General features: G+C 63.2%; 15 protein-coding genes and 1 tRNA gene. 7 read left to right on the top strand and 9 right to left on the bottom strand.

All coding sequences use genetic code 11. From position 1 onward, the window contains the following. The first annotated feature begins 24 nt into the window (after nt 1–24). Both fdhD and AB5Y81_RS07335 read left to right on the top strand, forming a co-directional pair. A complete protein-coding gene (fdhD, locus tag AB5Y81_RS07340; RefSeq protein ID WP_279484651.1) occupies nt 25–831 on the top strand; it encodes a formate dehydrogenase accessory sulfurtransferase FdhD in 807 nt (268 codons plus the stop codon). Next, on the top strand, nt 818–3,106 hold the full coding sequence (locus AB5Y81_RS07335) for an FdhF/YdeP family oxidoreductase (RefSeq protein ID WP_279484650.1): 2,289 nt from the start codon (nt 818–820) through the stop codon (nt 3,104–3,106). Before fdhD ends, AB5Y81_RS07335 begins: the two co-directional genes overlap by 14 nt. A 115-nt stretch (nt 3,107–3,221) precedes the next feature. On the opposite strand, the gene AB5Y81_RS07330 is transcribed toward AB5Y81_RS07335, so the two are convergent. After that, a tRNA-Thr gene (locus AB5Y81_RS07330) sits at nt 3,222–3,297 on the bottom strand. Between the two features lie 85 nt (nt 3,298–3,382). Then, the gene (locus AB5Y81_RS07325) at nt 3,383–4,123 is read right to left on the bottom strand and encodes a phosphatase (RefSeq protein WP_010634652.1); all 741 of its coding nucleotides are present in this window, start codon (nt 4,121–4,123) and stop codon (nt 3,383–3,385) included. Nucleotides 4,124–4,591: 468 nt separating this feature from the next. Between AB5Y81_RS07325 and AB5Y81_RS07320 the strand changes: the two genes are divergently transcribed. The 4 genes from AB5Y81_RS07320 to AB5Y81_RS07305 all read left to right on the top strand — a co-directional run bounded on the left by AB5Y81_RS07320 (nt 4,592) and on the right by AB5Y81_RS07305 (nt 11,913). Then, nucleotides 4,592–5,245, top strand: coding sequence for a TetR/AcrR family transcriptional regulator (locus AB5Y81_RS07320; protein ID WP_005298722.1), 654 nt, complete (start codon nt 4,592–4,594; stop codon nt 5,243–5,245). A gap of 48 nt (nt 5,246–5,293) precedes the next feature. Continuing rightward, nucleotides 5,294–7,618: an acyl-CoA dehydrogenase gene (locus AB5Y81_RS07315; RefSeq protein WP_005298724.1), complete on the top strand. Its 2,325-nt coding sequence runs from the start codon at nt 5,294–5,296 to the stop codon at nt 7,616–7,618. Nucleotides 7,619–7,788: 170 nt separating this feature from the next. Then, nucleotides 7,789–10,851, top strand: a complete 3,063-nt coding sequence (locus tag AB5Y81_RS07310) for an efflux RND transporter permease subunit (protein ID WP_279484649.1) — start codon at nt 7,789–7,791, stop codon at nt 10,849–10,851. 15 nt (nt 10,852–10,866) lie between these two features. Further along, entirely contained in the window at nt 10,867–11,913 is a 1,047-nt protein-coding gene (locus AB5Y81_RS07305) for an efflux RND transporter periplasmic adaptor subunit (RefSeq protein ID WP_279484648.1), read from the top strand. 66 nt (nt 11,914–11,979) lie between these two features. Here the strand turns inward: AB5Y81_RS07305 and pyk are convergent, their stop codons facing one another. Together pyk and AB5Y81_RS07295 are read right to left on the bottom strand one after the other, a co-directional pair. Next, complete coding sequence (pyk, locus tag AB5Y81_RS07300; protein ID WP_005298729.1) at nt 11,980–13,419, bottom strand: pyruvate kinase; 1,440 nt, start codon at nt 13,417–13,419, stop codon at nt 11,980–11,982. Nucleotides 13,420–13,582: 163 nt separating this feature from the next. Then, nucleotides 13,583–14,437 carry a MurR/RpiR family transcriptional regulator gene (locus AB5Y81_RS07295; RefSeq protein WP_005298732.1) on the bottom strand — a complete coding sequence of 285 codons (855 nt, stop codon included), beginning with the start codon at nt 14,435–14,437 and terminating at the stop codon, nt 13,583–13,585. Nucleotides 14,438–14,786: 349 nt separating this feature from the next. Between AB5Y81_RS07295 and glk the strand changes: the two genes are divergently transcribed. After that, nucleotides 14,787–15,755 carry a glucokinase gene (glk, locus tag AB5Y81_RS07290; RefSeq protein ID WP_042008408.1) on the top strand — a complete coding sequence of 323 codons (969 nt, stop codon included), beginning with the start codon at nt 14,787–14,789 and terminating at the stop codon, nt 15,753–15,755. 312 nt (nt 15,756–16,067) lie between these two features. Here glk and AB5Y81_RS07285 read toward each other — a convergent pair whose 3' ends face one another. From AB5Y81_RS07285 to AB5Y81_RS07265, 5 genes are all read right to left on the bottom strand, one after another. After that, entirely contained in the window at nt 16,068–17,450 is a 1,383-nt protein-coding gene (locus AB5Y81_RS07285) for an ATP-binding protein (RefSeq protein ID WP_005298736.1), read from the bottom strand. Beyond that, entirely contained in the window at nt 17,450–18,124 is a 675-nt protein-coding gene (locus tag AB5Y81_RS07280; RefSeq protein WP_010634645.1) for a response regulator transcription factor, read from the bottom strand. Before AB5Y81_RS07280 ends, AB5Y81_RS07285 begins: the two co-directional genes overlap by 1 nt. Nucleotides 18,125–18,251: 127 nt before the next feature. Beyond that, nucleotides 18,252–20,411, bottom strand: coding sequence for a type I secretion system permease/ATPase (locus AB5Y81_RS07275; protein WP_017766579.1), 2,160 nt, complete (start codon nt 20,409–20,411; stop codon nt 18,252–18,254). Nucleotides 20,412–20,413: 2 nt separating this feature from the next. Next, complete coding sequence (locus AB5Y81_RS07270; protein WP_017766580.1) at nt 20,414–21,778, bottom strand: HlyD family type I secretion periplasmic adaptor subunit; 1,365 nt, start codon at nt 21,776–21,778, stop codon at nt 20,414–20,416. Then, a complete protein-coding gene (locus AB5Y81_RS07265) occupies nt 21,775–23,862 on the bottom strand; it encodes a type I secretion system permease/ATPase (RefSeq protein ID WP_279484645.1) in 2,088 nt (695 codons plus the stop codon). Before AB5Y81_RS07265 ends, AB5Y81_RS07270 begins: the two co-directional genes overlap by 4 nt. Between the last annotated feature and the right edge of the window lie 262 nt (nt 23,863–24,124).

Here is a 24,124-nt window from a genome sequence, read left to right as displayed (position 1 = left end):
GTTTGCATTTTTAGGCCAACCTGCATGCCTGCCTACACGCCCGTCGAGATACCCGTCAATTTGCCTGCCTCACCCGCACTGGATCATCTGGTGGAGGAGGTGGCCGTCGCCATCAACATCAATGGCATCAACCATGCGGTGATGATGGCGACCCCGGACGATCTCGACGACTTTGCCATCGGCTTTCTGTTTGGCGAGGGGATCATCCGGCACAACCACGAGGTTCACGACATCCAGATTGGGCCGGCCGAGCAGGGGATGGTGCTGGACATCACCATCGCCAACCGCTCCCTGGCCGCTCTGACCGAGCACAAGCGCCGGCTGACCGGGGCTACCGGTTGCGGTATCTGCGGCGTGGCGGCGGTGGAGCAGGCGCTGCCCGCACTGTCGGTGCTGCCGCTGACGCCGCCGCTGGATGGGGCCTTGCTGGCGGGGCTGCGTGCGCAGATTACCCGGTGGCAGCTTAAGGGTCAGCAGCACGGCGCCCTGCATGCGGCGCTGGCGCTGGATGCCGAGGGCCGGATCCTGCATTGCCGGGAAGATATCGGGCGCCACAATGCCCTCGACAAGCTGATCGGCCTGCTGCTGCGCCGGCACAGTGTGTGCGACACCCTAGTGGTGACCAGCCGCTGCGGCAGCGAGCTGGTGCAAAAAGCCGCCCGTTTCGGTGCCCGTCATCTCATCTGTCTGGCATCGCCCAGTCAGCTGGCGGTCAGGCTGGCCCTCAAATACAACCTCAACGTCGTTCATATTCCCAAGTTTGATGCCCCGGTCAGCTACTCCAGCTATCGCCCGGCGGATCCCATCGGAGAGTGCCATGAGTCATATTGAAAAGCCCGCCAAAGCCGGCGGTTTTTCGTCCCTGCAATCCACCATGAAACAGGTGCTGCGCAGCCAGAAGACCCGTCAGAACATCAAGAACCTGTTGCGGGTCAACCAGACCGACGGCTTCGACTGCCCGGGCTGCGCCTGGGGGGACAACGACCACGGTACCTTCCAGTTCTGCGAGAACGGCGCCAAGGCGGTGGCCTGGGAATCCACCGGCAAGACGGTGGGGGCCGAGTTTTTCGCGGCCCACTCGGTGCGCCAGCTGGCCACCCAGAGCGACTACTGGCTCGAGTATCAGGGGCGGCTGACCGAGCCGATGCGCTACAACCCTGCGACCGATCACTACGAGCCGGTAAGCTGGGACGATGCCTTTGCCCTGATTGCCGACACCCTCAAGGGGCTGAATAGCCCGGACGAGGTGGAGTTCTACACCTCGGGGCGTGCCAGCAACGAGGCCTCCTATCTTTATCAGCTGTTTGGCCGCCTGTTCGGTACCAACAACTTCCCCGACTGCTCCAACATGTGCCATGAGGCGAGCGGGGTGGCGCTGATCCAGTCGGTCGGCATCGGCAAAGGCACTGTTGTGCTGGATGACTTCGACCAGGCCGATGCGGTGTTCGTCTATGGCCAGAATCCGGGTACCAACCATCCGCGCATGATGAATGCCCTGCGCCAGGCGGCGCGTGGCGGCTGCAAGATCGTCAGCTTCAACAACTTGAAAGAGGTGGCGCTGGAGCGCTTCGCCAGCCCGCAGAGCCCGCTCGAGCTGCTGACCCCGGCGGCCACCACCATCAGCCACCAGTACCTGACGCCGAAACTGGGTGGCGACATGGCCGCCATCCGTGGCATGGCCAAGTACATGTTGGAAGAGGCGCCAGAGGTGGTGGATCGCGACTTCATCGCTCGCCACACCCGCCATTTTGACGAGTATGAGGCGCAGGTGCGTGCCACCGACTGGGCGGCGATCGAGCAGCAGTCCGGCCTGAGTCGCGCCGACATCGTGCAGGCCGCCCAGGTCTTTGCCGCCAGCCAGCGCATCATCAGCTGCTGGGCCATGGGGGTGACCCAACACCTGCACTCGGTCGACACCATCCGCGAAATCGTCAACCTGCACCTGATGCGCGGCCAGATTGGCAAGCCGGGAGCAGGCCTCTGTCCGGTACGGGGCCACAGCAACGTGCAGGGCAATCGCACCATGGGGATCAACGAAAAGCCCACCGCTGCCTTCATCGACCGGCTCGAGCGTCACCTGCAGGTGAGTCTGCCGCGGGCCGCAGGTCACAACGTGTACGAGGCGCTCAAGGCGCTGGACGAGGGCAAGAGCAAGGTGCTCATCTGCCTGGGTGGCAACCTGGCAGCAGCGGCGCCCGATACCGGCTTCACCTACGGGGCGATGAAAAAGGCCGAGCTCAACGTGCAGATCAGCACCAAGCTCAACCGCAGCCATCTGCAGGTGGGCAAGGCGGCGCTGATCCTGCCCTGCCTCGGTCGCACCGAGCTCGATATCCAACGCACGGGCAACCAGAAGATCACGGTGGAGGACACCTTCAGCATGGTGCACGCCTCGACCGGCGCGGCCGAGCCAGTATCGCCGCTCTGCCTCTCCGAAACCGACATAGTGGCGCGGATGGCTCATGCCACCGTGGGCGGCGAGCGGGTCGACTGGCTGGCTCTGCGCGATGATTATGCTCGTATCCGTGATCTTATCGAACAGACCATCGCCGGTTTTGCCGATTTCAATGCCCGCATCCAGCAGCCGTGCGGTTTTCATCTGGATAACTCCGCCGCCAAGCTGGTGTGGAACACCGCCAGCGGCCAGGCCGAGTTTCGTGCCAGCACCCTGCCGCACTCTGTGTTGCCGGAGTGTACCCGCCATGCCGAGCAGATGAGCGATCAGCCGGTGCTGCTGCTGCAGAGCCTGCGCTCCCACGATCAGTACAACACCACCATCTATGGCATGGATGACCGTTATCGCGGCATCAAGGGCCAGCGCAATGTGGTGTTCATGAACGAGGCGGATGCCCGCCAGCTTGGCTTTGCCGAAGGGGACAGGGTTGACATGGCTGCCATCTGCAACGACGGGCGCGAGCGCAGCGTGACCGGTTTTGTGGTGGTGATCTACGAGATCCCGCGCGGCAACATCGCAGCCTACTATCCGGAGACCAACCCGCTGGTGCCCATCGACAGCATAGGGGCGGGCTCGTTTACCCCGACCTCCAAGTCCATCCCGGTGCTGGTGACCGCCTCCAATCGGCAGGACAATCTGTTGCTGCTATGAGCTGAGAGGTTTGCAGGCTAGCCGGTTCAAGCAGGCCAGCCCCATGCAGCAGAGCCTGGACATCCTATAAACAACAACGCCGCATAAGCTATGCGGCGTTGTTGTTTTTCAGCTCTGGTGCCGGTAAGAGGAGTCGAACCCCCGACCTTCGCATTACGAATGCGCTGCTCTACCAACTGAGCTATACCGGCGTGCCACTAGATTCCTGAAAACCCGGGGGCAAGTCAATGAGCTGCACTCGGTTTTATGAGTGAGCTCATGGAGTTACGGTCAATGTCAGAGGTCGGCGAACTCCGGAATATGGGCCCGGCCGCGGCTTTCGAGAAAATCGAGTAGGGCGCGGGGGGAGCGCGCCAGGATCCGCTCTTCGGGGAAGCCGGCCTCGGTCACCAGCCGGTGGCAGTGCTCGAAATCCCCGAGGCTGAAGGCCACGTGGGAATCTGAGCCGAAGGTGAGGTAGGCACCCATGTCCCGCGCAGCCTCGACGATGGCGCGGCAGTTGCCTTCACTGCCCGGGCGGGAGTGGCTGAAGGAGGAGTTGTTGAGCTCCAGCGCTACCCGATACTCTGCCGCCGCCTTGACCACCGCCTGGATATCAATGGGGAAGGCGGGATTGCCGGGGTGGCTTATCATGTCGACCCGGCCGCTCTTGATGGCGTTGATCATGGCCTGGGTGTGGGTGGCCTGGTCGCAGGGGGGGAACACCGGTTCGTGAAAGCCCGCCATGATCATGTCGAGCCGCGACTCGTAGCGCTCGGGGAAGTCTATCTCGCCGTCGATGTTCTTGATGTTGGCTTCGATGCCGCGCAGGATGCCGACCCCGTCGACCACCCGTGGCAACACGTGCAGGTTGACGAAGTGCCAGAAGTGGGGGGCATCGGCCATGTCGGGGCCATGATCCGTGGTGGCGAACAGCTTGATCCCCTTTGCCTTCGCGATGGGCAGGTAGTCATGAATGGTGCTGTAGGCGTGGGTGCTGGCGACGGTGTGGGTGTGGGTATCGACCGTGTACTTCATCTTATCTTCCCCTCTGGCGTGAGGGGCCAGCATAGCAAAGGCGGCGGGTCGAGACCATGTCGTGGCTTGTCATACTTTGTCACAAATTGAGGGCAGGTTGACAAAGTTTGAACACGCTTGGCGGCCATGATGGATGCATCGATGAAAGCCTGAACTCGCATCGATGGGTTGGATCAGGATGGTGCAACCTCATTTCCCCGCCGTCGCGCCCTGCGACGGTTTTTTTTGCCCGTTTGTCAGCGTGCTGGGTGGCAGCAGGGTAAAAAAATGCCCAACTAGCATGGAGCAGGTTGGGCGAGACTTAATGTTTAATTGCAGTGGCATAGATATAGAGTCCGATTCGTCCGTGAAGTTCCCGCCTTGTTCCCCATTTTCAACAAAAACATTTCACTAACACCTGTTCACATTCTCTTGACACAAAAGGTTGTGAAACGTACTTTTTAAACATTCGTTTAAGTGAGGTGTCCTGTGAGTAAAATCGATACCAAAAACCGCATTCTCGATGCCGCTGAGGTGTTGTTTGCCGAACGGGGGTTCGCCGATACCTCTTTGCGTCTGATCACCAGCGAGGCGGATGTCAACCTGGCCTCGGTGAACTATCACTTCGGCTCCAAGAAGGAGCTGATCCAGGCGGTGCTCGATCGCTATCTGAGCCTGTTCATGCCCGAGCTGGATGCACGCCTGCATACCCTGATGGCGCAGGAGCAGCTGACCCTGTTGCAGGTGTTCGAGAGTTTCGTCGACCCGCTGATGAAGCTGGTGGCGGTGCGCACCAACGGTCCGGCCATCTTCATGCAGCTGCTGGGACGCGGCTACATCGACAGCCAGGGCCATCTGCGCCGTTTCATCACCGCCCATTACGGCCCCATTTTGCAGCGGATCACCCAGGCCATCTCCAAGGCCAACCCGGAGTTGTCGCCGGCGGATCTGTTCTGGCGGCTGCACTTCACCCTGGGCACTGTCGTGTTCACCATGGCTTCGGCCGATGCGCTGCGCGACATCGCCCAGGCCGATTTCGGCCAGCAGCTCGATGTGGAGGGGCTGGTACGCAACGTCATTCCTTATCTGGCGTCCGGTGTCGGGGCGCCCGTGGAGTCGACCAGGCTCTCCCTGGCCGTGTAACAACCAACAATAAATCAACGGAAACAGTGAAATAGAAGGAACTTGAGTATGATCACATTGCTTATCCTGCTGGTGCTGGCGATAGCCGTCGTGCTCGGCGTGCCCTCCATCCGTAAAAAGGTGGTCACCCGCCCGGTGTTCGGCATCTTCAAGAAGATACTGCCGCCCTTGTCTGCCACCGAGCGGGAGGCCATGGAAGCTGGCTCCGTCTGGTGGGATGGGGAGCTGTTTCGCGGCAACCCCGACTGGAAAAAACTGCACGGCTACGGCAAGGCCGAACTGACCGCCGAGGAGCAGGCCTTCATCGACAACCAGGTCGAGACCCTGCTCGCCATGGTCGACGACTTCAAGATCGTCAACGAAACCAAAGACCTGCCGGAACCGGTCTGGGACTATCTGAAGAAGGAAGGCTTCTTCTCCCTGATCATCCCGAAATCCTACGGCGGCCGCGAATTCTCCGCGATCGCCAACTCCACCATAGTCACCCGCATTGCTACCAAGAGCCTGAGCGTGGCGGTCACCGTCATGGTGCCGAACTCCCTCGGTCCGGGCGAGCTGCTGATGCACTACGGCACCCAAGCCCAGAAAGATTTCTGGCTGCCGGGGCTGGCCAACGGCAAGGAAGTGCCCTGTTTCGCCCTGACCGGGCCGGAAGCGGGCTCCGACGCTGGCGCCATTCCTGACAAGGGGATCGTCTGCAAGGGGATGCACAAGGGTGAAGAGGTGCTGGGTATTCGCCTCAACTGGAACAAGCGCTACATCACCCTGGCGCCCCGTGCCACCGTGCTGGGGCTGGCGTTCAAGCTCTATGACCCGGAAAAACTGCTGGGTGACAAGGAAGAGCTGGGCATCACCTGCGCCCTCATCCCCACCAGTCACCCCGGCGTGCGCGTCGGCGATCGCCACTACCCCATGGGGCTGGCGTTCCTGAACGGCCCGACCTTCGGCAAGGATGTATTCATTCCGCTCGACTGGATCATCGGTGGCCCGGATTACGCCGGCCGCGGCTGGCGCATGCTGGTGGAGTGCCTCTCCGCCGGTCGCGGCATCTCGCTGCCAGCCCTTGGCACCGCTTGCGGTCACATGGCGAGCCGCACCGTGGGCGCCTACTCCTACGTGCGCAAACAGTTCGGCATGTCCATCGGCAAGTTTGAAGGGGTGCAGGAAGCGCTGGCTCGCATCGGCGGCCTTACCTATCAGCTGGAGGGGGCCCGTCGCATGACCGCAGGTTCCCTGGACTTGGGTCAGGCTCCGGCCATCGTCACCGCGATTTCCAAGTATCACATGACCGAGATGGCGCGCCAGATCATGGATGATTCCATGGATATCCACGCCGGCCGTGCCATCCAGCTGGGCCCGAAAAACTACACTGGCTACGCCTACATGGGCATTCCGGTGGCCATCACGGTGGAAGGGGCCAACATCCTGACCCGCAACCTGATGATCTTCGGGCAGGGGGCCACCCGCTGCCACCCGTACGTGTTTGCCGAGCTGGAAGCGGCGGCTGACACCGACGTGGAGCGCGGCCTCGAGAAGTTTGACGCCCTGCTGATGAAGCACATCGCCTTCGGCGCCGGCAACTTCTTCGGTTCCCTGTTCCAGGGGCTGACCCTGGGTCAGTTCAACAGCGCGCCGGTAGCCGGTGAAACCGCCCGCTACTACAAGCAGCTCTCTCGCATGAGTAAAGGGCTGGCGCTGTGCGCCGACGTCTCCATGCTGATGCTGGGTGGCGATCTCAAGCGCAAGGAGATGATCTCCGCCCGTCTGGGTGACGTGCTGAGCCACCTCTACCTGGCCTCCGCCACCCTCAAGCACTACGAGGATCAGGGCCGCATGGTCTCCGATCTGCCGTTCGTACAGTACGCAGTGGAACGCAACCTCTACCTGATTGGCAAGGCGTTCGAGGGCTTCTTCCAGAACTTCCCGAACAAGGTGGTGGGTGCCGTACTCAAGCGCGTGGTGTTCCCGTTCGGCGTCGGCTACAAGATGCCGGCAGACGATCGCTGCCACGCCATCTGTCTGGCCATGATGAAGCCGGGCGAGTTCCGCGACCGTCTGACCGCGCTCTGTTATGTGGGCAAGGACGAGGCGGATCCGGTCGGCCTGATGGAGCGTGCTTTCCAGGCCATGGTCTCTGTGCAGCCCTACGAGAAGAAACTGGTGCAGGCCCAGAAAGAGGGCAAGCTGCCCCGCAAACTGGCGCTGCCGGAGCTGGTTGCCGCAGCCCTGTCTCAATCCATCCTGAGCAAGGACGAGGCGGACAAGCTGCTGGCCGCCGATGCTCTGCGCTACGAGGCGATCCAGGTGGACAACTTCGCCCCGGGTGAGCTGGAGGGGTTATCCCAGCAGAATCCGGTGGTGCACGCCGCCTGAGAGAGCACTCACTCCTGAACCTGAAACCGGCCGTCATGGCCGGTTTTTTTGTTTGTTAACCCTGCATTTACAACCTCGATTAATTCCAGTTTAATGCAATGGCCCCTCACCCTTGGGGCAGGAAGCAAGGCCAGCGGAATGGCCGACAACAACAAACTCAGGAAGAGTGAATGAATCTCGCCAAAACGGCGATCGAACGTCCCATCTGGGTGGCGGTCTCGATCGTGCTGATTTTTCTGCTGGGCCTGCTCAGCATCCGGGGGCTGCCGATCCAGCTGTTTCCCGACATCGATCGCCCGCACCTCAACATCTCGGTGGACTGGCGCTCGGCCTCACCCCAGGAGATGGAGTCGGAGATAACCGACCCCATCGAGCAGGAGATGCAGGGGGTACAGGGGCTCAAGAATCTCACCAGCAACAGCTTTCCCGGCTTCACCGAGATCGATCTGGAGTTTGCCCTCGGCACCGACATGCAGCGGGCCCAGCTTGACGTCATCTCCCGCCTGAACCGGGTCTCCGGCCTGCCGGACAAGATTGGCGGTCCCTACGTCAACAACTACAGCAGCAACGACACCCTCACCTTCTTCTTCATCCAGCAGCTGCCCGGCGCCAAGGGGCCGATCGACGATCACCAGGCGTTGATCGAGGCGCGGATAAAACCCGAGCTGGAGCGGATCCCCGGGGTGTCGACGGTCGACATCCAGGGGATCAACGAGCGCCAGATCCAGATCCGCTTCGACCCCTACCGCGCCGCCGAGCTGGGGGTGGAGATCCCGGTGCTGGCCAGCCGGGCCAGCACCGGCTGGGATGTCTCCGCCGGCACCCTCGACATCGGCCGCTGGGAGTACAAGCTGCGCTTTGCCGGCCGCTACGACGTGGCGACCCTGGGAGACAAGGTGGTGGACTGGCGCGACGGCCTGCCCATCTATCTGCGGGACGTGGCGGAGATCCAGCTGGCCCGGGAGGAGAACCCGGTGCTGCGCATCCAGAACGGCAACACCGCCATCGCGGCGCAGATCTTCAAGGAGAGTGGGGCCAACGCCCTGGCGGCGCTGGAGGCGATCAAGCTCAAGGTGGGCGAGCTCAACCGCGAGGTGCTGGAGCCGGTCGGTCTGCACATGGAGCAGTCGTTCGACGCCTCTCTCTACATCAACCGGGCGGTGAGCATGGTGACCGCCAACCTGGGGCTCGGCGTGCTGCTCTCCTGCGCCATCCTCTGGGTCTTTCTGCGCCGGCTCAAGGCGACCCTGATGATCGCGATCGCCATCCCCATCAGCATCATGCTCACCTTCTGTCTGCTCAAGGTGCTGGGACGCACCCTCAACGTCATCTCGCTGGCGGGTATCGCCTTTGCGGTCGGCATGGTGCTCGATGCCGCCATCGTGGTGCTGGAAAGCATCTACCGGCGCCACGAGCGAGGGGATCTCAGCAAGGGGGAGGCGGCGCTGGAAGGTGCCAGCCAGGTGTGGACCGCCCTGGTGGCCTCCACCCTGACCACGGTTGCCATCTTCCTGCCGGTGCTGCTGCTCAACGACGTCGAGGGGCAGCTGTTTGCTGACCTTGCGCTCACCATCGCCTGCGCGGTGACCGTCTCCATGCTGGTGGCGGTGACCGTGCTGCCGGCGGTGGCGGCGCGCTGGATGGGGCGGGAGCGGCTGACTGACCCCTATGAGGCGCTGTGGCAGGGTACCACCCGCCACGTGATCCGCTGGACGGCGACGCCCCGTCGGCGCTGGACCGTCATTACCCTGATGATGAGCCTGCCGGCGCTGGCGACCTGGGCCCTGCTGCCGAAGATGGACTACCTGCCGGACGTGAAGCGCGACGCGGTGGATGTCTGGATGAATTTCACCCCGGGCTTCAACCTCAAGGCCCAGCGCGAGGAGGTGATCGACACGCTCAGCGCCAGGCTGGATCCCTACATGAAGGGGGAGCAGGAGCCGGCCCTCAAGAACTACTACATATTGCGCTACCCGGGCGGCGCCCAGATTGGGGTGCGACCGAAAGAGGAGGACCAGATCAAGGTGCTGGAGCAGCTGTTGATGAAGCAGTTGCTGGTGGGCATCCCAGATACCCAGGTGTTTGGCGGTCAGGGGTCGCTGTTCGGCGGCTTTGACAGCGAGAACGGCATCTCCCTGCTGCTGCAGGGGGGCGATCTGGCAGAGCTCTATCGGGCGGCGCGGGCCGCCATGGCCATCGTCAAGCAGGATCTGCCGGGGGCCCAGGTCAGGCCGCAGCCGGATCTCGATTTCACCGCCCCCGAGCTGCGGCTGGTGCCGCAGGACAGGCGCCTCGCCGAGGTGGGCTGGGATCGCACCCCCATGCCTGCCATCATCCAGACCTTCGGTGACGGGCTGCGGGTCGGCGAGTATTTCGACGGGGAGGAGCGGCTCGACATCATGCTGATGGGGCAGACCTCGGCCAACCCGGATGAACTCAAGGCGGTGCCGCTGGCGACCCCGTCCGGGCGCATCGTGCCACTCGGCGAGCTGCTGCGGGTGGAGCACGACATGGGGCCGGCCAGCATCTTTCGGGCTGATGGGCGGCGCAGCATCAGCCTGCAGATCTCGCCCCCGGCGGGGATGAGCATGGAGCAGGTGCTGGACACCTTGCAGAGCAAGAGTTTTGCCGCCATCCGGCCGCTGCTGCCCGCCGGTGGCGAGCTGCGGGTCTCCGGCAATGCCGACAGTCTGCAGCAGGCGCTCGGCAACCTGGGGGCCATCTTCCTGTTTGCGGTGATGATCCTGCTCATCCTGTTGTGGGGGGTCTTTGCTTCCCTCAAGGATGCGGTGCTGGTGCTGCTCACCCTGCCGCTCGCCACCGTCGGCGGTGTGCTGGCGCTCTACCTGAGCGGCCTGCTGGTGCCGCTGCCGATGGATCTGCTGACCATCATCGGCTTCGTCATCCTGCTGGGGCTGGTGGTCAACAACGCCATCCTGCTGGTGCACCAGACCCGCACGGCGGAGCGGGAGGGGATGAGTCGCCAGCAGGCGGTGGCCGATGCCCTGCAAAGCCGGATGCGACCCATCGCCATGACCAGCCTCACCAGCATCTTCGGCATGCTGCCGCTGATGCTGAGCCCGAGCGAGGGCAGCGAAATCTACCGGGGGCTGGCCACCGTCATCGTTGGCGGCATGAGTTGCAGCACCCTGTTTACCTTGGTCCTGCTGCCCGCCTTCCTGCGGCTGGGTGAGCGGGTCGACGTGCCGCAGGCCATTCGGCAGCGGGCCTGAGCAAGGAGCTCATCGATGACACACGGTTTTACAAGGATGGTTGTGGGCGCGGCGCTGCTGGCGGGGGGCGTGTTCCCCGCGCTGGCACAGGGCAAGATGGTGACCCTGGCGGACGTGACCCGGGGGGAGGCGGCGGCCAGCATCTGGGTCAGCGGTACGGTGGCGAGCCGCCAGCAGGCGGCGCTCAGCGCCGAGGTGAGTGGCCGGGTGGAGTGGATCGCCGAGTTCGGCAGCCGGGTCAGCAAGGGAGATGAGCTGCTGCGCCTCGACAGCGCGGCGCTGCGGCTCTCGCTGGAGCAGGCCCAGGCCGAGCAGGCCAAGTGGGATAGCAACGTGCGCTTTGCCCGCGCCGAGTTTGGCCGGCTGGCGACTCTGCACCGCCAGAAGAGCGCCTCCCAGAGCCAGTACGACAAGGCGCGCTACGACGTGGAGCAGGCTGAACTGGCCGAGCGGTTGGCGCGGGTGCAGGTGCGCCAGATTGAGGAGCAGCTGCGCAGAAGCCACATCTTCGCGCCGTTCGACGGGGTGGTGAACAACCACTTCATCCAGCCGGGGGAACATGTGGATGCCGGCGAGCAGGCGCTGGAGCTGGTCAACCCCGATCAGCCCGACATCCGCCTGCAGGCCCCCATCGTCTGGGCCGGCCAGCTGGCGCCCCAGACCCGGCTGCGAGTGGAAGGGGATCAGCTCAGTGGCCACGGGGTCTATTACCAGCGGGCGGCCAGCGCCGATCCCAAGTCGCGCCTCATCGAACTGCGCCTCAAACCGGAGGGGGGGCGCTTCATCATCGGCTCGCCGGTGCGGGTGGCGTTGCCGCTGGCGGAGCAGCAGACCATGTTGCTGCCGCGCGATGCCCTGGTGCTAAACACCGAGGGGAGCGTGGTCTATCAGGTGGAGCAGCACGGCGAGGTGCTCAAGGTAAACCGGGTGCCGGTGACCGTGTTGTTCGGCGACAGCCGGCAGGTGGCAGTGAGCGGGGCGCTCAAGCAGGGGGACAGGGTGGTGGTGCGCGGCGCCGGCAGCCTGCAGGATGGCGACAAGGTGGAGCTGTTTCGCGGCTGATCCAGCTTGGTCACCATGAAAAACGGCTCCCGCGGGAGCCGTTTTTGTTGCAGGCTGGAGGGGCGATTACTCGACCATCATCACCTTGCAGGTGTTGGTACTGCCGACGGTTTCCATCTTGTCGCCGTGGGTCAGCAACACCATGTCGCCGCTTTGCAGCAGCCCCTTGGCCTTGAGCACGTCCAGTGCGTCGCGGCACACTTCGTAGACCGGCTTGGTCTCGTCGCCGTCAAACAGCACCGGGGTGACGCCGCGGTAGAGGTTGGTCCAGGCCAGGGTCTTGTTGTGCGGCGACAGGGCGAAGATCGGCAGGCCGGAGCTGATACGGGACATCAGCAGCGGGGTGGTGCCCGACTCGGTCAGCGCCACGATCGCCTTGACTCCTTCCAGGTGGTTGGCCGCATACATGGTGGACATGGCGACCGCCTCTTCCACCGAGGTGAAGGTGTAGCTCATGCGGTGGTTGGAGACGTTCAGGCTCGGGTGCTTCTCGGCGCCCACGCAGACGCTGGCCATGGAGGTAACGGTCTCGATGGGGAACTGGCCGGCGGCGGTCTCGGCGGAGAGCATCACCGCATCGGTCCCGTCCAGCACGGCGTTGGCCACGTCCATCACTTCGGCACGGGTCGGCAGCGGCGCGTTGATCATCGACTCCATCATCTGGGTCGCGGTGATGACCACCCGGTTCAGGCGGCGGGAGTGGCGAATGAGCTTCTTCTGCACGCCGACCAGCTCGGGATCGCCGATTTCAACGCCCAGATCCCCACGGGCCACCATGACGGCATCGGAGCCGAGGATGATGTCTTCCATCGCCTCGTCGGTGGCGACGGTCTCGGCGCGCTCGACCTTGGCCACGATCTTGGCGTTGGAGCCGGCTTCGCGGGCCAGCTCGCGGGCGTAACGCAGGTCATCACCGCAACGGGGGAAGGAGACGGCCAGGTAGTCCACGTTCATGCGGGCGGCGGTCTTGATGTCTTCCTTGTCCTTCTCGGTCAGGGCAGGGGCGGAGAGGCCGCCACCCTTCTTGTTGATGCCCTTGTTGTTGGAGAGCGGACCGGCCACGGTGACCGTGGTGTGGATGCGGGTGCCTTCGACCTGCTCCACTTTCAGTTGCACGCGGCCGTCGTCCAGCAGCAGGATGTCGCCGGGCACCACGTCATTGGGCAGGCTCTTGTAGTCGATGCCGACCTGCTCCTGGCAGCCTTCACCCTTGCCGAGGGCGGCGTCGAGGATGAACTTGTCACCGATGGCCAGATAGATCTTGCCGTCCTTGAAGGTGGAAACGCGGATCTTGGGGCCCTGCAGGTCGCCCATGATGGCGACGTGACGGCCCAGCTTGGCGGCGATGTCACGCACCTGGTTGGCGCGCAGGATGTGGTCTTCAGCAGTGCCGTGGGAGAAGTTCATCCGCACCATGTCGGCACCGGCACGGATGATCCCCTCGAGGATCCCTTCGCGATCGGTGGCCGGACCGAGTGTGGTTACAATCTTTGTACGTCTTGGCATGAAAGACTCCAGTTTTGAAGTTGATATGACTTGAGATACTGCCCCGTCAAGCGCATGACCCATTGCACCCGCTTGCAAGCCATCTGGGTGGCTTTTGTTACTAAATTACAATACTACACCAAGGAAGGTGGCAGAGACAGCCGGGGGCCGGGGCCCCCGTTGTTCACGAAGAGTGGGGTGTATCAAAGCGGGATTCGCGCAAACCTTCTTTGACTTTCTTCAGGTTTTCGCGAAATTTCATGCCGCGGCGCAGGGTGAAACCGGTTGCCAGCACGTCCACCAGGGCGAGCTGGGCGATGCGCGAGGCCATCGGCATGTAGACATCGGTGTCTTCCGGCACGTCCATGGAGAGCACCAGGTTGCACTCGCGCGCCAGCGGGGAGTCCTTGGCGGTCATGCCGATGACGGTGGCGTCGTTTTCACGGGCCAGCGCGGCAATCTCCACCAGCGCCTTGGTGCGACCGGTGTGGGAGATGAGCACCACCACGTCCCCTTCGCTGCTGTTGATGCAGCTCATGCGCATCATGACGATGTCGTCGAAGCTCACCACCGGGATGTTGAAGCGGAAGAACTTGTTCTGGGCATCGCGGGCGACGGCGGAGGAGGCCCCAAGGCCGAAGAAGCTGATCTTCTTGGACTGGGTCAGGATGTCGACGCAGCGATTGATGGCCGAGATGTCCAGGCTGTTCTTGGCGGCATCGAGGCAGGCCATGGTGGATTCGAAGATCTTGGCGGTATAGGTATCGGGCCCGTCTTCTGCCTCCACGTGGCGGTTCACATAGGGTGTGCCGTTGGCCAGGCTCTGGGCCAGATGCAGTTTGAAATCGGGAAAGCCCTTGGTATCGAGCCGGCGACAGAAACGGTTGACGGTCGGTTCACTGACGTCAGCCATCTTGGCGAGGGTGGCGATACTGGAGTGGATGGCCGTCTGTGGGGAGGCCAGGATGACCTCGGCGACTTTACGCTCTGATTTACTGAAACTTTCCAAATTATTAGTAATTTTATCAAGGGTATTCATCATCACCACCAGGCGTTTTTGTAATTTAGCTTCAGTGTCTTTGCACTAAATTCATGGCTAAGCAGGTTTCCAATCAACTTGATGACTATACAAGACAAGCTCTTATCGAAACTAATCTCGGCCCTGCAAAGTATGACTCATGTCTAATTATTTCGTTGTTTTGGTTACAAACTTCCAGTCATTCCGTGAAAGCGCTTACAAATGTTGCAAAGCAACAACACTGTGAGCGGGCGCACAGTTGCACCCATCAAACGCGCCGCAAGGGGAGGGGCTCGGGTAGAATTGGCACCAAATAATAAGTGCGGGACGGTAATGGCCGCCCCGACCCCAGTAACGAAGGAGTTGTTTTATGCAGCATACCCATGCGCTGGTCGGCGACGTAGGCGGCACCAATGCCCGGTTGGCCCTGTGCGAGCTGGCAACCGGCACCATTTCCCAGGCCAAGACCTATTCCGGGCTGGCCCATCCCACTCTCGAAGCCGTGGTTCGCCTCTATCTGGATGAGCACAAGGTGCAGGTGGGCGAAGCCTGCATCGCCATCGCCTGCCCCATCAACGGCGACTGGGTCGCCATGACCAATCACAGTTGGGAGTTCTCCATCAGCGAGATGCAGGCCAATCTGGGGCTGACCCGGCTGCAGGTGATCAACGATTTTACCGCCGTCTCCATGGCGGTGCCCGTGTTGGGGGAAAGCGATCGCATCCAGCTGGGTGGCGCGGCCCCCATGGCCGGCAAGCCCATCGCCATCTACGGGGCCGGCACCGGCCTTGGCGTCGCCCACCTGGTGCAGGCGGGAGAGCAGTGGCTGAGCCTGCCGGGAGAGGGCGGTCACGTGGACTTTGCCGCCAACAGCGAAGAGGAGGATGCGGTGCTGCAGGTGATGCGCGCCGAGCTGGGTCACGTCTCGGCCGAGCGGCTGCTCTCCGGCCCTGGCCTCGTCAACATCTACCGCGGTCTGGTGAAGTCCGATGGCCGCGAGCCGCAGGCGTTCGAACCCAAGGACATCACCGAGCGCGCGCTGGCGGGCGAGTGCCTGGACTGCCGTCGCACCTTGAGCCTGTTCTGCGTGCTGATGGGCCGTTTTGCCGGCAACCTGGCGCTCAACATGGGCACCTTCGGCGGCGTCTACATCGCCGGTGGCATAGTGCCGCGCTTCCAGGAGTTTTTCATAGGCTCGGGTTTTCGGGTGGCCTTCGAAGACAAGGGACGTTTCAAATCCTACCTCAAGGATATCCCGGTCTTCCTCATCACCCATGAAGGGCCGGGTTTGCTCGGCGCCGGCGCCTATCTGCGCCAGTCGCTGGGCATCAAGTTGTAAGCAACGACAGGGCGGGTGACGCAATGGCCATGGTTCAGCCTTGATTCAGTGACCATGGCGTAGAGTGTCCCTACGTACTCAAGAAGAGAGGGCGCCATAAGGAATTGGGACTTCTCTTCATCCGCTGGGTGCGTTTGTCACCTGACAAGCCTGAACTGTTTCACCGGCCCTTGCGGCCGGTTTTTTTATGCCCGCCATTTACAGCCGGCCTGTGTTGCTGGCGATGGCGGCAGCCGGGTCTGTGTGAGGTGGCGGGGCCACAATGCAGTGCGCCTGCCGGTTGGCAGGCGCACTGGGTGGGCAGAGATGGCTTCAGGGCAGGTCGAGGGTGAAGCGAGCGCCGCCGAGCGGGGACTCGTCCACCATGATCTGGCCGCCGTAGCTGTGCACGATTTCGGTGACCACCGCCAGCCCGATCCCCTGACCGGGGGAGCTGTCGGCGCGCACCCCGCGCTGGAAGATCTGCTGCGACTTGCCCGGGTCGATGCCAGGGCCGTCGTCCTCGATCTCGATCCGCAGCCGGTCGAGCCGGCGGCTCACCGTCACCTTGATCTCGCTGATGGCGAACTTGAAGGCGTTGTCGAGCAGGTTGCCCATCAGCTCCATCAGGTCCCCCTGTTCGCCGGCGAAGAAGACGTCGTCGTCGAACTTGAAGCGGGTCTGCAGCTTCTTGTGGCGATAGACCTTGGCGAGGCTGGCCAGCAGCTTCTCGATAAGGGGCACCGGCTCGGTCCCCTTGCTGGCGAGCCGCTTGCGGCCGGTGACGGCGCGGCGCAGCTGGTACTGGATGATCTGATCCATGGTCAGGATCTGCTCATTGATGTTGTCGTGAATGTCGCGCCCCAGCTTGACCTCCTGCGCCGTCATCTGGATCAGCGCCAGCCGGGTTTTCAGACTGTGGGCCAGGTCGTTGAGGGCATGCTGGTAGCGCTGGGTCTGCTGGCGCTCGTTCTCCAGCAGCTGGTTGACCGACTCGGTCAGCGGCGTCAGCTCCCGCTCATAGTCGTTGGAGAGCGCCTCCCGCTTGCCGGCCCGGATCTCGTCGATCTGGCGCGCCATGGTGCGCAGGGAGCCCAGGCTCCAGAAGCTGGTGAGCAGCAGCAGAGCGCCGAGCAGGGCGTAGGCGAGCAGGGCCTGGCGGATGCACTGGTAGAGGTAGTCGCGGGTCTGCAGCAGGTAGCGCTTGGCGGAATCGACCATCACCACGTAATAGGTGGTGGGGCCGTCACCGTGGTTGCGCAAGAAGCGCAGGCTGTAGATGAAGTAGCTCTCGCCATTCTTGATGGTGAGGCGCTTGAAGAAGTAGTCCTGATCCAGCCCGCCCAGGTACTTCATCAGATCGTCGCAGATGGAGTCCTTGACCTGGATCACCTCCGGCATGTGCAGGCTGGACCAGCTCAGCTGGCCATCGGCCCGGCAGATCAGGGTGTCCAGGTTGGGGTCGATGGCATCCGGAGTGAGCCGGCCCAGATCCGTGCTGGCCTGGGCGTCCGGCATCTTGGAGGAGAACAGCTTGGAGAGGTTCTCCTGCATGCGGGTGCTGGCCTTCTGGGCCTGCTCATCGGTGTGGCCCAGATAGAGGATGTAGACCGAGAAGGACATGATGAGCGCGATGACCAGCATGGCGCTCAGCATCAGCTTGATGTGCAGCGAGCGGCGGATGAAGCGCATGGGGCGCGGCAGACGAAAACCCATCAGCTGCACGACAGATTGAAGATGTAGCCCTGGCGGCGGATGGTGGAGATGGGCTGGATGAGCCCCTCCGGATCCAGCTTCTTGCGCAGCCGGCTCACCATCACCTCTATGGTGTTGGGGTCCCCCTCGCCGTCGCCGTAGAGCTGATCCAGCAGCTGCTGCTTGGAGACCACCTGGCGGGCGTTGCGCATCAGGTATTCGAGGATCAGGTACTCAAAGCTGGTGAGCACCACCGGTGTTCCGGCGATGGTCAGCTCCTTGCGGGAGAGATCCAGCTCGTAGTCGCCAGCCTTGACCCTGGGAGAGATGAAACCGGCGCTGCGGCGCACCAGGGCGTTGAGGCGGGCCAGCAGCTCGTCCTTCTGGAACGGCTTGACCAGGTAGTCATCCGCCCCCGCTTCCAGCCCCTCTACTTTGTCCTGCCAGTTGCCACGGGCGGTCAATACGATGATGGGGAAGGGGATCTGCTGCTCGCGCAACTGGCGGATGAGCTGCAGACCGTCCATGTCCGGCAGGCCCAGATCGATGATGGCCACGTCGATGGGGTAGTCAGCGGCGTAATGGAGCGCCACCTGGGCGCTCTCGGTGCTGTGGACCTGATTCTGGGCTTCGGTCAGCAGGGTGGTGAGGTGGTGATTGAGCAGCTTGTCGTCTTCGACCAACAAAATTTTCATAAGGTGCGCGATCATGGGGATCCAGGCTGTCAATTAGAGGGCTTATGACGGGGAGAGTCAATCCGGATCCTAACAGCCCCGCCTGTATCGGGACTGAATCAGCCCGCCATTATTCACAACCCAGTCATTAGCCGGTGCGGGCCATGGCCGGGAGTTCGTCATCAGAGGTCTGCTGGCGCCACAGCCTGGCATAGAGCCCCTCGCGAGCCAGCAGTTCATGGTGGCTGCCCGACTCCACTATCTGCCCCGCCTCCATCACCAGGATGCGGTCCGCCTCGCGCAGGGTATTGAGGCGATGGGCGATGCTGATGAGGGTGCGGCCGTGGCGGATCGCCGCCATGTTGGCCATGATGGCCGCTTCCGACTCATAGTCGAGGGCCGAGGTGGCCTCGTCGAGCAGCAGGATCCTGGGGTTGACCAGCAGGGCACGGGCCAGGGCGATGCGCTGGCGCTGCCCGCCCGACAGGCGGGCCCCCTTCTCTCCCACCTGTTGCTCGAAGCCCTGGGGCAGTTCGCGAATGAAGGTGAGGGCGCCGGCCAGCTGCGCCGCCTGCTCCAGCTCGGCCTGAGTGGCATCGGGGCGGCAGATGCGGATGTTGTCGGCGATGGTGCCGGAGAAGAGCACGCTCTCCTGCAGCACCACGCTCATGTTGCGGCGCAGGGAGACGGGATCGGCGATGGCGAGATCCATGTTGTCCACCAGCACCTGACCATGCTGGGGCACATAGAGCCGTTGCAGCAAGCGGGTGAGGGTGCTCTTGCCACAGCCGGACGGACCCGTGATGCCGATAAACTGCCCCGGCTCGATGGCGAAGGAGAGGTTGGCCAGCACCTCGGGGGCATCCGGCTGGTAACGAAAGCGGATGTGGCGAAACTCGATGGCGCCTTGAAGGGCAGGCACGGAGGCGAGCCCGTGGTTGCCATGCTCCGGTGCCTCGTCGAGGATGTCGCCGACCCGGCGCAGGGCGATCAGGGTGTGCTGAAAATCCTGCCACACCTGGGCCAGCCGCAGCACAGGCTGGGTGACGTGACCAGCCAGCATGTTGAAGGCGACCAGTTCTCCCGGGCTCATGCGGCCGTTCAGTACCTCGCCGACCCCAAGCCAGAGCAGCAGGGCGGCGGTGAGCTTTTGCACCAGGTCGATGCCCTGGCCGGCCGCCAGCCCCACCTTCCTAGCCTGAAAGCCGCGCCTGAGCTGACGCGCCAGCAGGCGTTGCCACTCCTGGTAGAAGCGGCGTTCGGTGGCCGTGGTCTTGATGGTTTCGATGCCGGTGACCGCCTCGGTCAGGAAGCTGGTGGCATCGGCATCTGCCTGATACTCCGCCTCGACCTTCTTGCGCACCAGGGGGCCTATCAGCAACCAGAGCAGGAAGTAGATCAGCAGCGAGCCCAGCACGCAGGCGGTCAGGCGCGGGGCATAGTGAAACATGACCCCGACGAACAGCAGGATGAACAGCAGATCCAGCACCAGCATCAGGGTCGAGCCGGTGAGGAACTGGCGGATCTGGGCCATCTCCTTGACCCGGGCGATGATCTGGCCGGTCTGGCGGGTCTTGAAGTAGCCGATGGGCAGGCCGACCAGATGGCGATAGAGCTTGCCGGAGAGCTCGGCATTGACCTGGTTGGCCAGGTGGCCGAACACCTGGCCGCGCAGAAAGCCGTAGAGCGGCTCGGCGCAGGCCAGCGCCACCATGGCCAGAGCCAGCACATGCAGGCTGCCGAGGCTGCGTCCCACCAGCACCTTGTCGATGATGTTCTCGAACAGCAGCGGGCTGGCGAGGGCGATGAGCTGCAGCAGAATGGCGAAGCAGAAGACGTCCCGCAGCTGTTTCTGCTGGCGCAGCACCGCCGGGCTAAACCAGCCAAGCCCGAACTTGACCTCGGCCGGGGTGAGATCCTGCTGGGCCAGCAACAGAAAGTGCCACTGCGCCGCCTCGGCTTGGCTCGGCAGCGGCTGCAGGCTGCTGGTGCCGCTGGCGGGATCAAACAGCTGCCAGCCCGCTGGCGTGATGGCAGTGATGGTGTACCAGCGGCCATCCCGCTTGAGCAAGGCCGGCAGCGGCAGCGCCGCGAGCGGGCAGCCAGGCCCCTGTGACAAGGCGCTGCGCAGGCCAAGGTGGGCGGCGGCTTCCCGCACCGTCAGGTCGGGCGGTGCCAGATCGCAACCCAGGGCGTGGGCCAGCTGATCGGCATCGGCGGTCAGCATCAGTTGATGGGCAGCGTGGGTGAGGGCGGCGAGGGCGCCATTGGCGACGGGAGCGCGGTCGGCGGCGTGGGTCTGGTCCATTTTCATCGCTCCCGCAGCGCCTCGGCCTGATACTCGCGAATGGGGCTCAGCAGGTAGTCGATGACCCGGCGCCGGTCGGTCTTGATCTCCGCCACCACCGACATGCCCGGAGTGAGCCTGACGGGCTGGTTGTCGATCAGCATCTCGCCCTGGCTCAGCTTGACCCTGGCGGCAAAGACCAGCCCCAGCTGCTCATCGGCGGTGGCGTCGCGCGACACGCTCACCAGCTCGCCATCTATGGTGCCGTAGCGGGTGTAGGGGAAGGCGTCCACCTTGATGCTCACCGCCTGCCCCTCGTGCACGAAGCCGATGTCCTTGTTGAGGATCTTCACCTCGGCGAGCTGCACCCCTTCGTTGGGCACGATCACCAGCAACTGCTGGGCCGGCTGCACCACGGCGCCCTGGGTGTGAATGGCCAACTGCTGTACCGTGCCGGCCACGGGGGCACGGATCACCTCCAGGTGCTCCCGCTCGCGCAACTTGGCGAGCTCCTGCTCGATGGCGGTGAGCTGCAGCCTGGCCTGCTGGCGCTTCTCGATCCACTCCCGCTGCTTCTGTGCCTTGAAGCCGGCCAGCCGCTCCTGCAGGCTCTGCTGCTGGGATTGCAGCACCTCCAGCTCCGCCCGCTGCTGGGCGAGCTGGCGCTGGGTCTCCAGCAGCTCTTTTTCCTGCTCCAGATACTCCACCCGGGAGATTGCCTGGGACTGGCTCAGGGTCTGACGAGCCTGCAGGCGGGGCCGGATGTTGGCCAGCAGGGTAGTGAGGGAGGCCATGTCGCCTCGCCTGGCGGCCTGGTTGGCCTGGTTGACCCCGAGCTCGGCCTGCAGATTGCTGAGGGTGCTGTGAAATTCGTGCAGTTCGCTCTGGTAGTTCTCTACCAGTGCCTGCTGCTGCTCCGGGGTGAGCCTGGCATAGTCCGGATGCTGGTCGGGTGTCTGCTCCCGGTAAAGCGCCTGGTAGCGGATCAACGTCTGGTACTGGAACGCCTGCTGCTGGCGCAAGCGGCTCAGATCCTGGCTGACCCCCAGGGTATTGAGGGTCAGCAGCGGCGCATCGGCGGCAACCGCCTGACCGTCTTCCACGTGGATGGTCACCACCCTGGCCTGCTCGTAGGACTGGATCATCTGGCTGCGGCCAAGCACCAGCAGGCGGCCACTGGCGGTGGCCTGGATGTCGAGCTCGCCCCAGCTGGCCCACAGCAGGGTCAGCAGCACGCCGGCGCTGAGGGTCAGCGCCGTGATGCGGGCAAAGGGGGAGGGGGGCGTCTCGGCCAGCGCCAGGTGGGCCGGCAGAAAGCCGTAGTGGGTATCCGCCTGCCGGGGTGGACGGGGTTGGCGCCAGCGGGCCAGCCAGGTACGCAGATTCATGGGGTCTCCTCGTGCAAGTCCTGCTGCAGCCGCCACAGCCGGGCGTAGTGCTCTCCTCGCGCCAGCAGGCTGGCGTGGTCGCCCTGCTCCACTATCTTGCCGCGTTGCAGGACTATGATGCGGTCGCACTGGCGCACGGTGGAGAGACGGTGGGCAATGGTGATGACGGTGCGGCCGCAGGCGATCTGGCGCATGTTGCGCTGGATCAGGGCCTGCGACTCATCGTCGAGGGCGCTGGTGGCCTCGTCGAAGATGAGGATCCTGGGGTCGGCCAGCAGGGTGCGGGCGATGGCGAGGCGCTGGCGCTGGCCGCCGGAGAGCGAGCTGCCCCCCTCCGCCAGCACTGTGTCATAGCCAAGGGGCAGCCGCAGAATGAAGTCGTGGGCGCCGGCCAGGGTGGCGGCCCGGATGATCTGGTCCAGGCTGGCATGGGGAACCGACTGGGCGATGTTGTCCCGTACCGACTTGTTGAACAGGTGGTTCTCCTGCAGCACCACCCCCATCTGCTGGCGCAGGTGGTGGAGGGGGAGCTGGCGGATGGGCTGGCCGTCGATGAAGATCTCGCCCTGCTCGGGTTGATAGAGGCGCAGCAGCAACCTGGCCAGGGTGCTCTTGCCCGAGCCTGAGCCGCCGACCACCCCCAGCGTTTCACCGGGCGCTATGGTCAGGGAGAGATCATCGATGATGAGGGGGGCGTCCGGCTGATAGCGAAAGCGCACCCGCTCCAGTTGAATGGCGCCGGCACTGACCTGACCCGCGCCGTCACGCTGATGCTCGGGGGGCAGGTTGAGCATGTCACCCAATTTGTCTACCGCGATCCGGGTCTGGATGAACTGGCCCCACAGCTCCACCAGCCGTGACAGGGGCTGGGCCACGTGGCCGGCCATCATGTTGAAGGCGATGAGTTGGCCTATGGTGAGCTGCAGGCTGATCACCTCGCTCGCGCCGAGCCAGAGCACGCCGGCGCTCACCAGTTTTTGCAGCCACATGACGCCGTGCTGGGAGGCGTTGTTGAGCTGCTGCACCCGGTAACCGGCGGTCACCATCTGGCTGGTCTGCTCATCCCAGCGCCGCACGAAGCGCGGCTCCAGCGCCAGGCTCTTGAGGGTCTCGGCGCCAGCGACCGTCTCGTTCAAGAAGGCGGTGTTGGCGGCGGCGTGGCCGAACTGCAGTTCGACCGCATGCTGCATGCGCGGCGTGATCCACCAGGCAATCAGCACATAGGCGGGGATGGAGAGCAGGATCACCAGAGTCAGCATGCCGGAGAGGCTGGCCATGACCGCCAGGAAGACAAACATGAACAGCACGTCCACCGTCAGGGTGAACATGGTGCCGGTCAGGAACTCGCGGATGGTGTTGAGCTCCTGCACCCGGGTCACGATGGCCCCTACCTGGCGGCTCTTGAAATAGAGCAGAGGCAGGGCAAACAGGTGCTGCACCATGCGCAGGCCGAGCTGAATGTCGATCCGGTTGGCGGTGTGGGCGTACTGATACTCCCGCAATCCGCGCAGGCAGACCTCCACCAGGGCGGTGATCAGCAGCCCGAACACCAGCACGTCCAACGTCGACCAGGCCTGATGCACCAGCACCTTGTCCATGACGACCTGAAAAAAGAGCGGGGAGATCAGCGCCAGGAGCTGCAAGACCAGTGAAAAGAGCAGTATCTCCCCCAGCAGCCGCTTCTGCTGCAGGAAGGCGGGAATGAACCAGCGGATGTCAAAGCGGCTCTGTTGCCTGCGTACTTGATAGACTCGTCCGTTCCAGCGAGCCAGCAGTGCCTGCTGGCCGATGACCTGCGGGTTGCCGACGGCGGGATCCAGGATCAGGGCCTGCTCCCCCTGGCGCTGGGCCAGCACGAAGGGGGCGCCGCTGTCACTGAGCAGCACCAAGGGGAGCGTCTGTTTGGCGAGTTTGCGGGGAGCAATGTGACGTTGGCGGATCCGGCTGTCGGTCTGCTGCTGCAGCCTATCGATAATAATATCAAAGGGTTCGTCTGGCGTGATATCTATATCTTCAGGGGGACAGCCCAATAATCCGGTAATAATCTTCAAGCATGCCAAAACAGACTCGTCATGCGCAGTCATAATATACCCCGTTGCCGCGTTTAAACCCCTCCTGTTTATATGGGGCAAGGTGACCTGTTGCAGGCAGGGCGCGCATACTAACGAGCCGATAATTCCCTGTCAAATTTTATATACACTGACAAACTCCATAATAAATTATTGAGTTCATATATCCTGACGTGTTCCCAAGAGGTGTGCCTCAATTAACCTTAATGAGTTCATTGATATTTATTTTGACGTAATTACTCTATTTTTGAATCATTGTTTAATTGAACCGGCTAAT

The sequence above is a fragment of the Aeromonas sp. s2 genome (assembly GCF_040907935.1).
GTDB lineage: Bacteria > Pseudomonadota > Gammaproteobacteria > Enterobacterales > Aeromonadaceae > Aeromonas > Aeromonas dhakensis.
The sequence above is the reverse complement of the archived record's forward strand: the minus strand, read 5'-3'. Positions and strand labels throughout refer to the sequence as shown.

Excerpts from the sequence above, each read along its gene's own strand:
- pyk (WP_005298729.1), bottom strand. The coding sequence starts at position 13,419 with ATGCCAAGACGTACAAAGATTGTAACCACACTCGGTCCGGCCACCGAT.
- AB5Y81_RS07265 (WP_279484645.1), bottom strand. The coding sequence starts at position 23,862 with ATGACTGCGCATGACGAGTCTGTTTTGGCATGCTTGAAGATTATTACC.
- AB5Y81_RS07285 (WP_005298736.1), bottom strand. The coding sequence starts at position 17,450 with ATGGGTTTTCGTCTGCCGCGCCCCATGCGCTTCATCCGCCGCTCGCTG.
- AB5Y81_RS07305 (WP_279484648.1), top strand. The coding sequence starts at position 10,867 with ATGACACACGGTTTTACAAGGATGGTTGTGGGCGCGGCGCTGCTGGCG.
- AB5Y81_RS07295 (WP_005298732.1), bottom strand. The coding sequence starts at position 14,437 with ATGAATACCCTTGATAAAATTACTAATAATTTGGAAAGTTTCAGTAAA.
- AB5Y81_RS07280 (WP_010634645.1), bottom strand. The coding sequence starts at position 18,124 with ATGAAAATTTTGTTGGTCGAAGACGACAAGCTGCTCAATCACCACCTC.
- fdhD (WP_279484651.1), top strand. The coding sequence starts at position 25 with ATGCCTGCCTACACGCCCGTCGAGATACCCGTCAATTTGCCTGCCTCA.
- glk (WP_042008408.1), top strand. The coding sequence starts at position 14,787 with ATGCAGCATACCCATGCGCTGGTCGGCGACGTAGGCGGCACCAATGCC.
- AB5Y81_RS07325 (WP_010634652.1), bottom strand. The coding sequence starts at position 4,123 with ATGAAGTACACGGTCGATACCCACACCCACACCGTCGCCAGCACCCAC.
- AB5Y81_RS07275 (WP_017766579.1), bottom strand. The coding sequence starts at position 20,411 with ATGGACCAGACCCACGCCGCCGACCGCGCTCCCGTCGCCAATGGCGCC.
- AB5Y81_RS07335 (WP_279484650.1), top strand. The coding sequence starts at position 818 with ATGAGTCATATTGAAAAGCCCGCCAAAGCCGGCGGTTTTTCGTCCCTG.
- AB5Y81_RS07315 (WP_005298724.1), top strand. The coding sequence starts at position 5,294 with ATGATCACATTGCTTATCCTGCTGGTGCTGGCGATAGCCGTCGTGCTC.
- AB5Y81_RS07270 (WP_017766580.1), bottom strand. The coding sequence starts at position 21,778 with ATGAATCTGCGTACCTGGCTGGCCCGCTGGCGCCAACCCCGTCCACCC.
- AB5Y81_RS07310 (WP_279484649.1), top strand. The coding sequence starts at position 7,789 with ATGAATCTCGCCAAAACGGCGATCGAACGTCCCATCTGGGTGGCGGTC.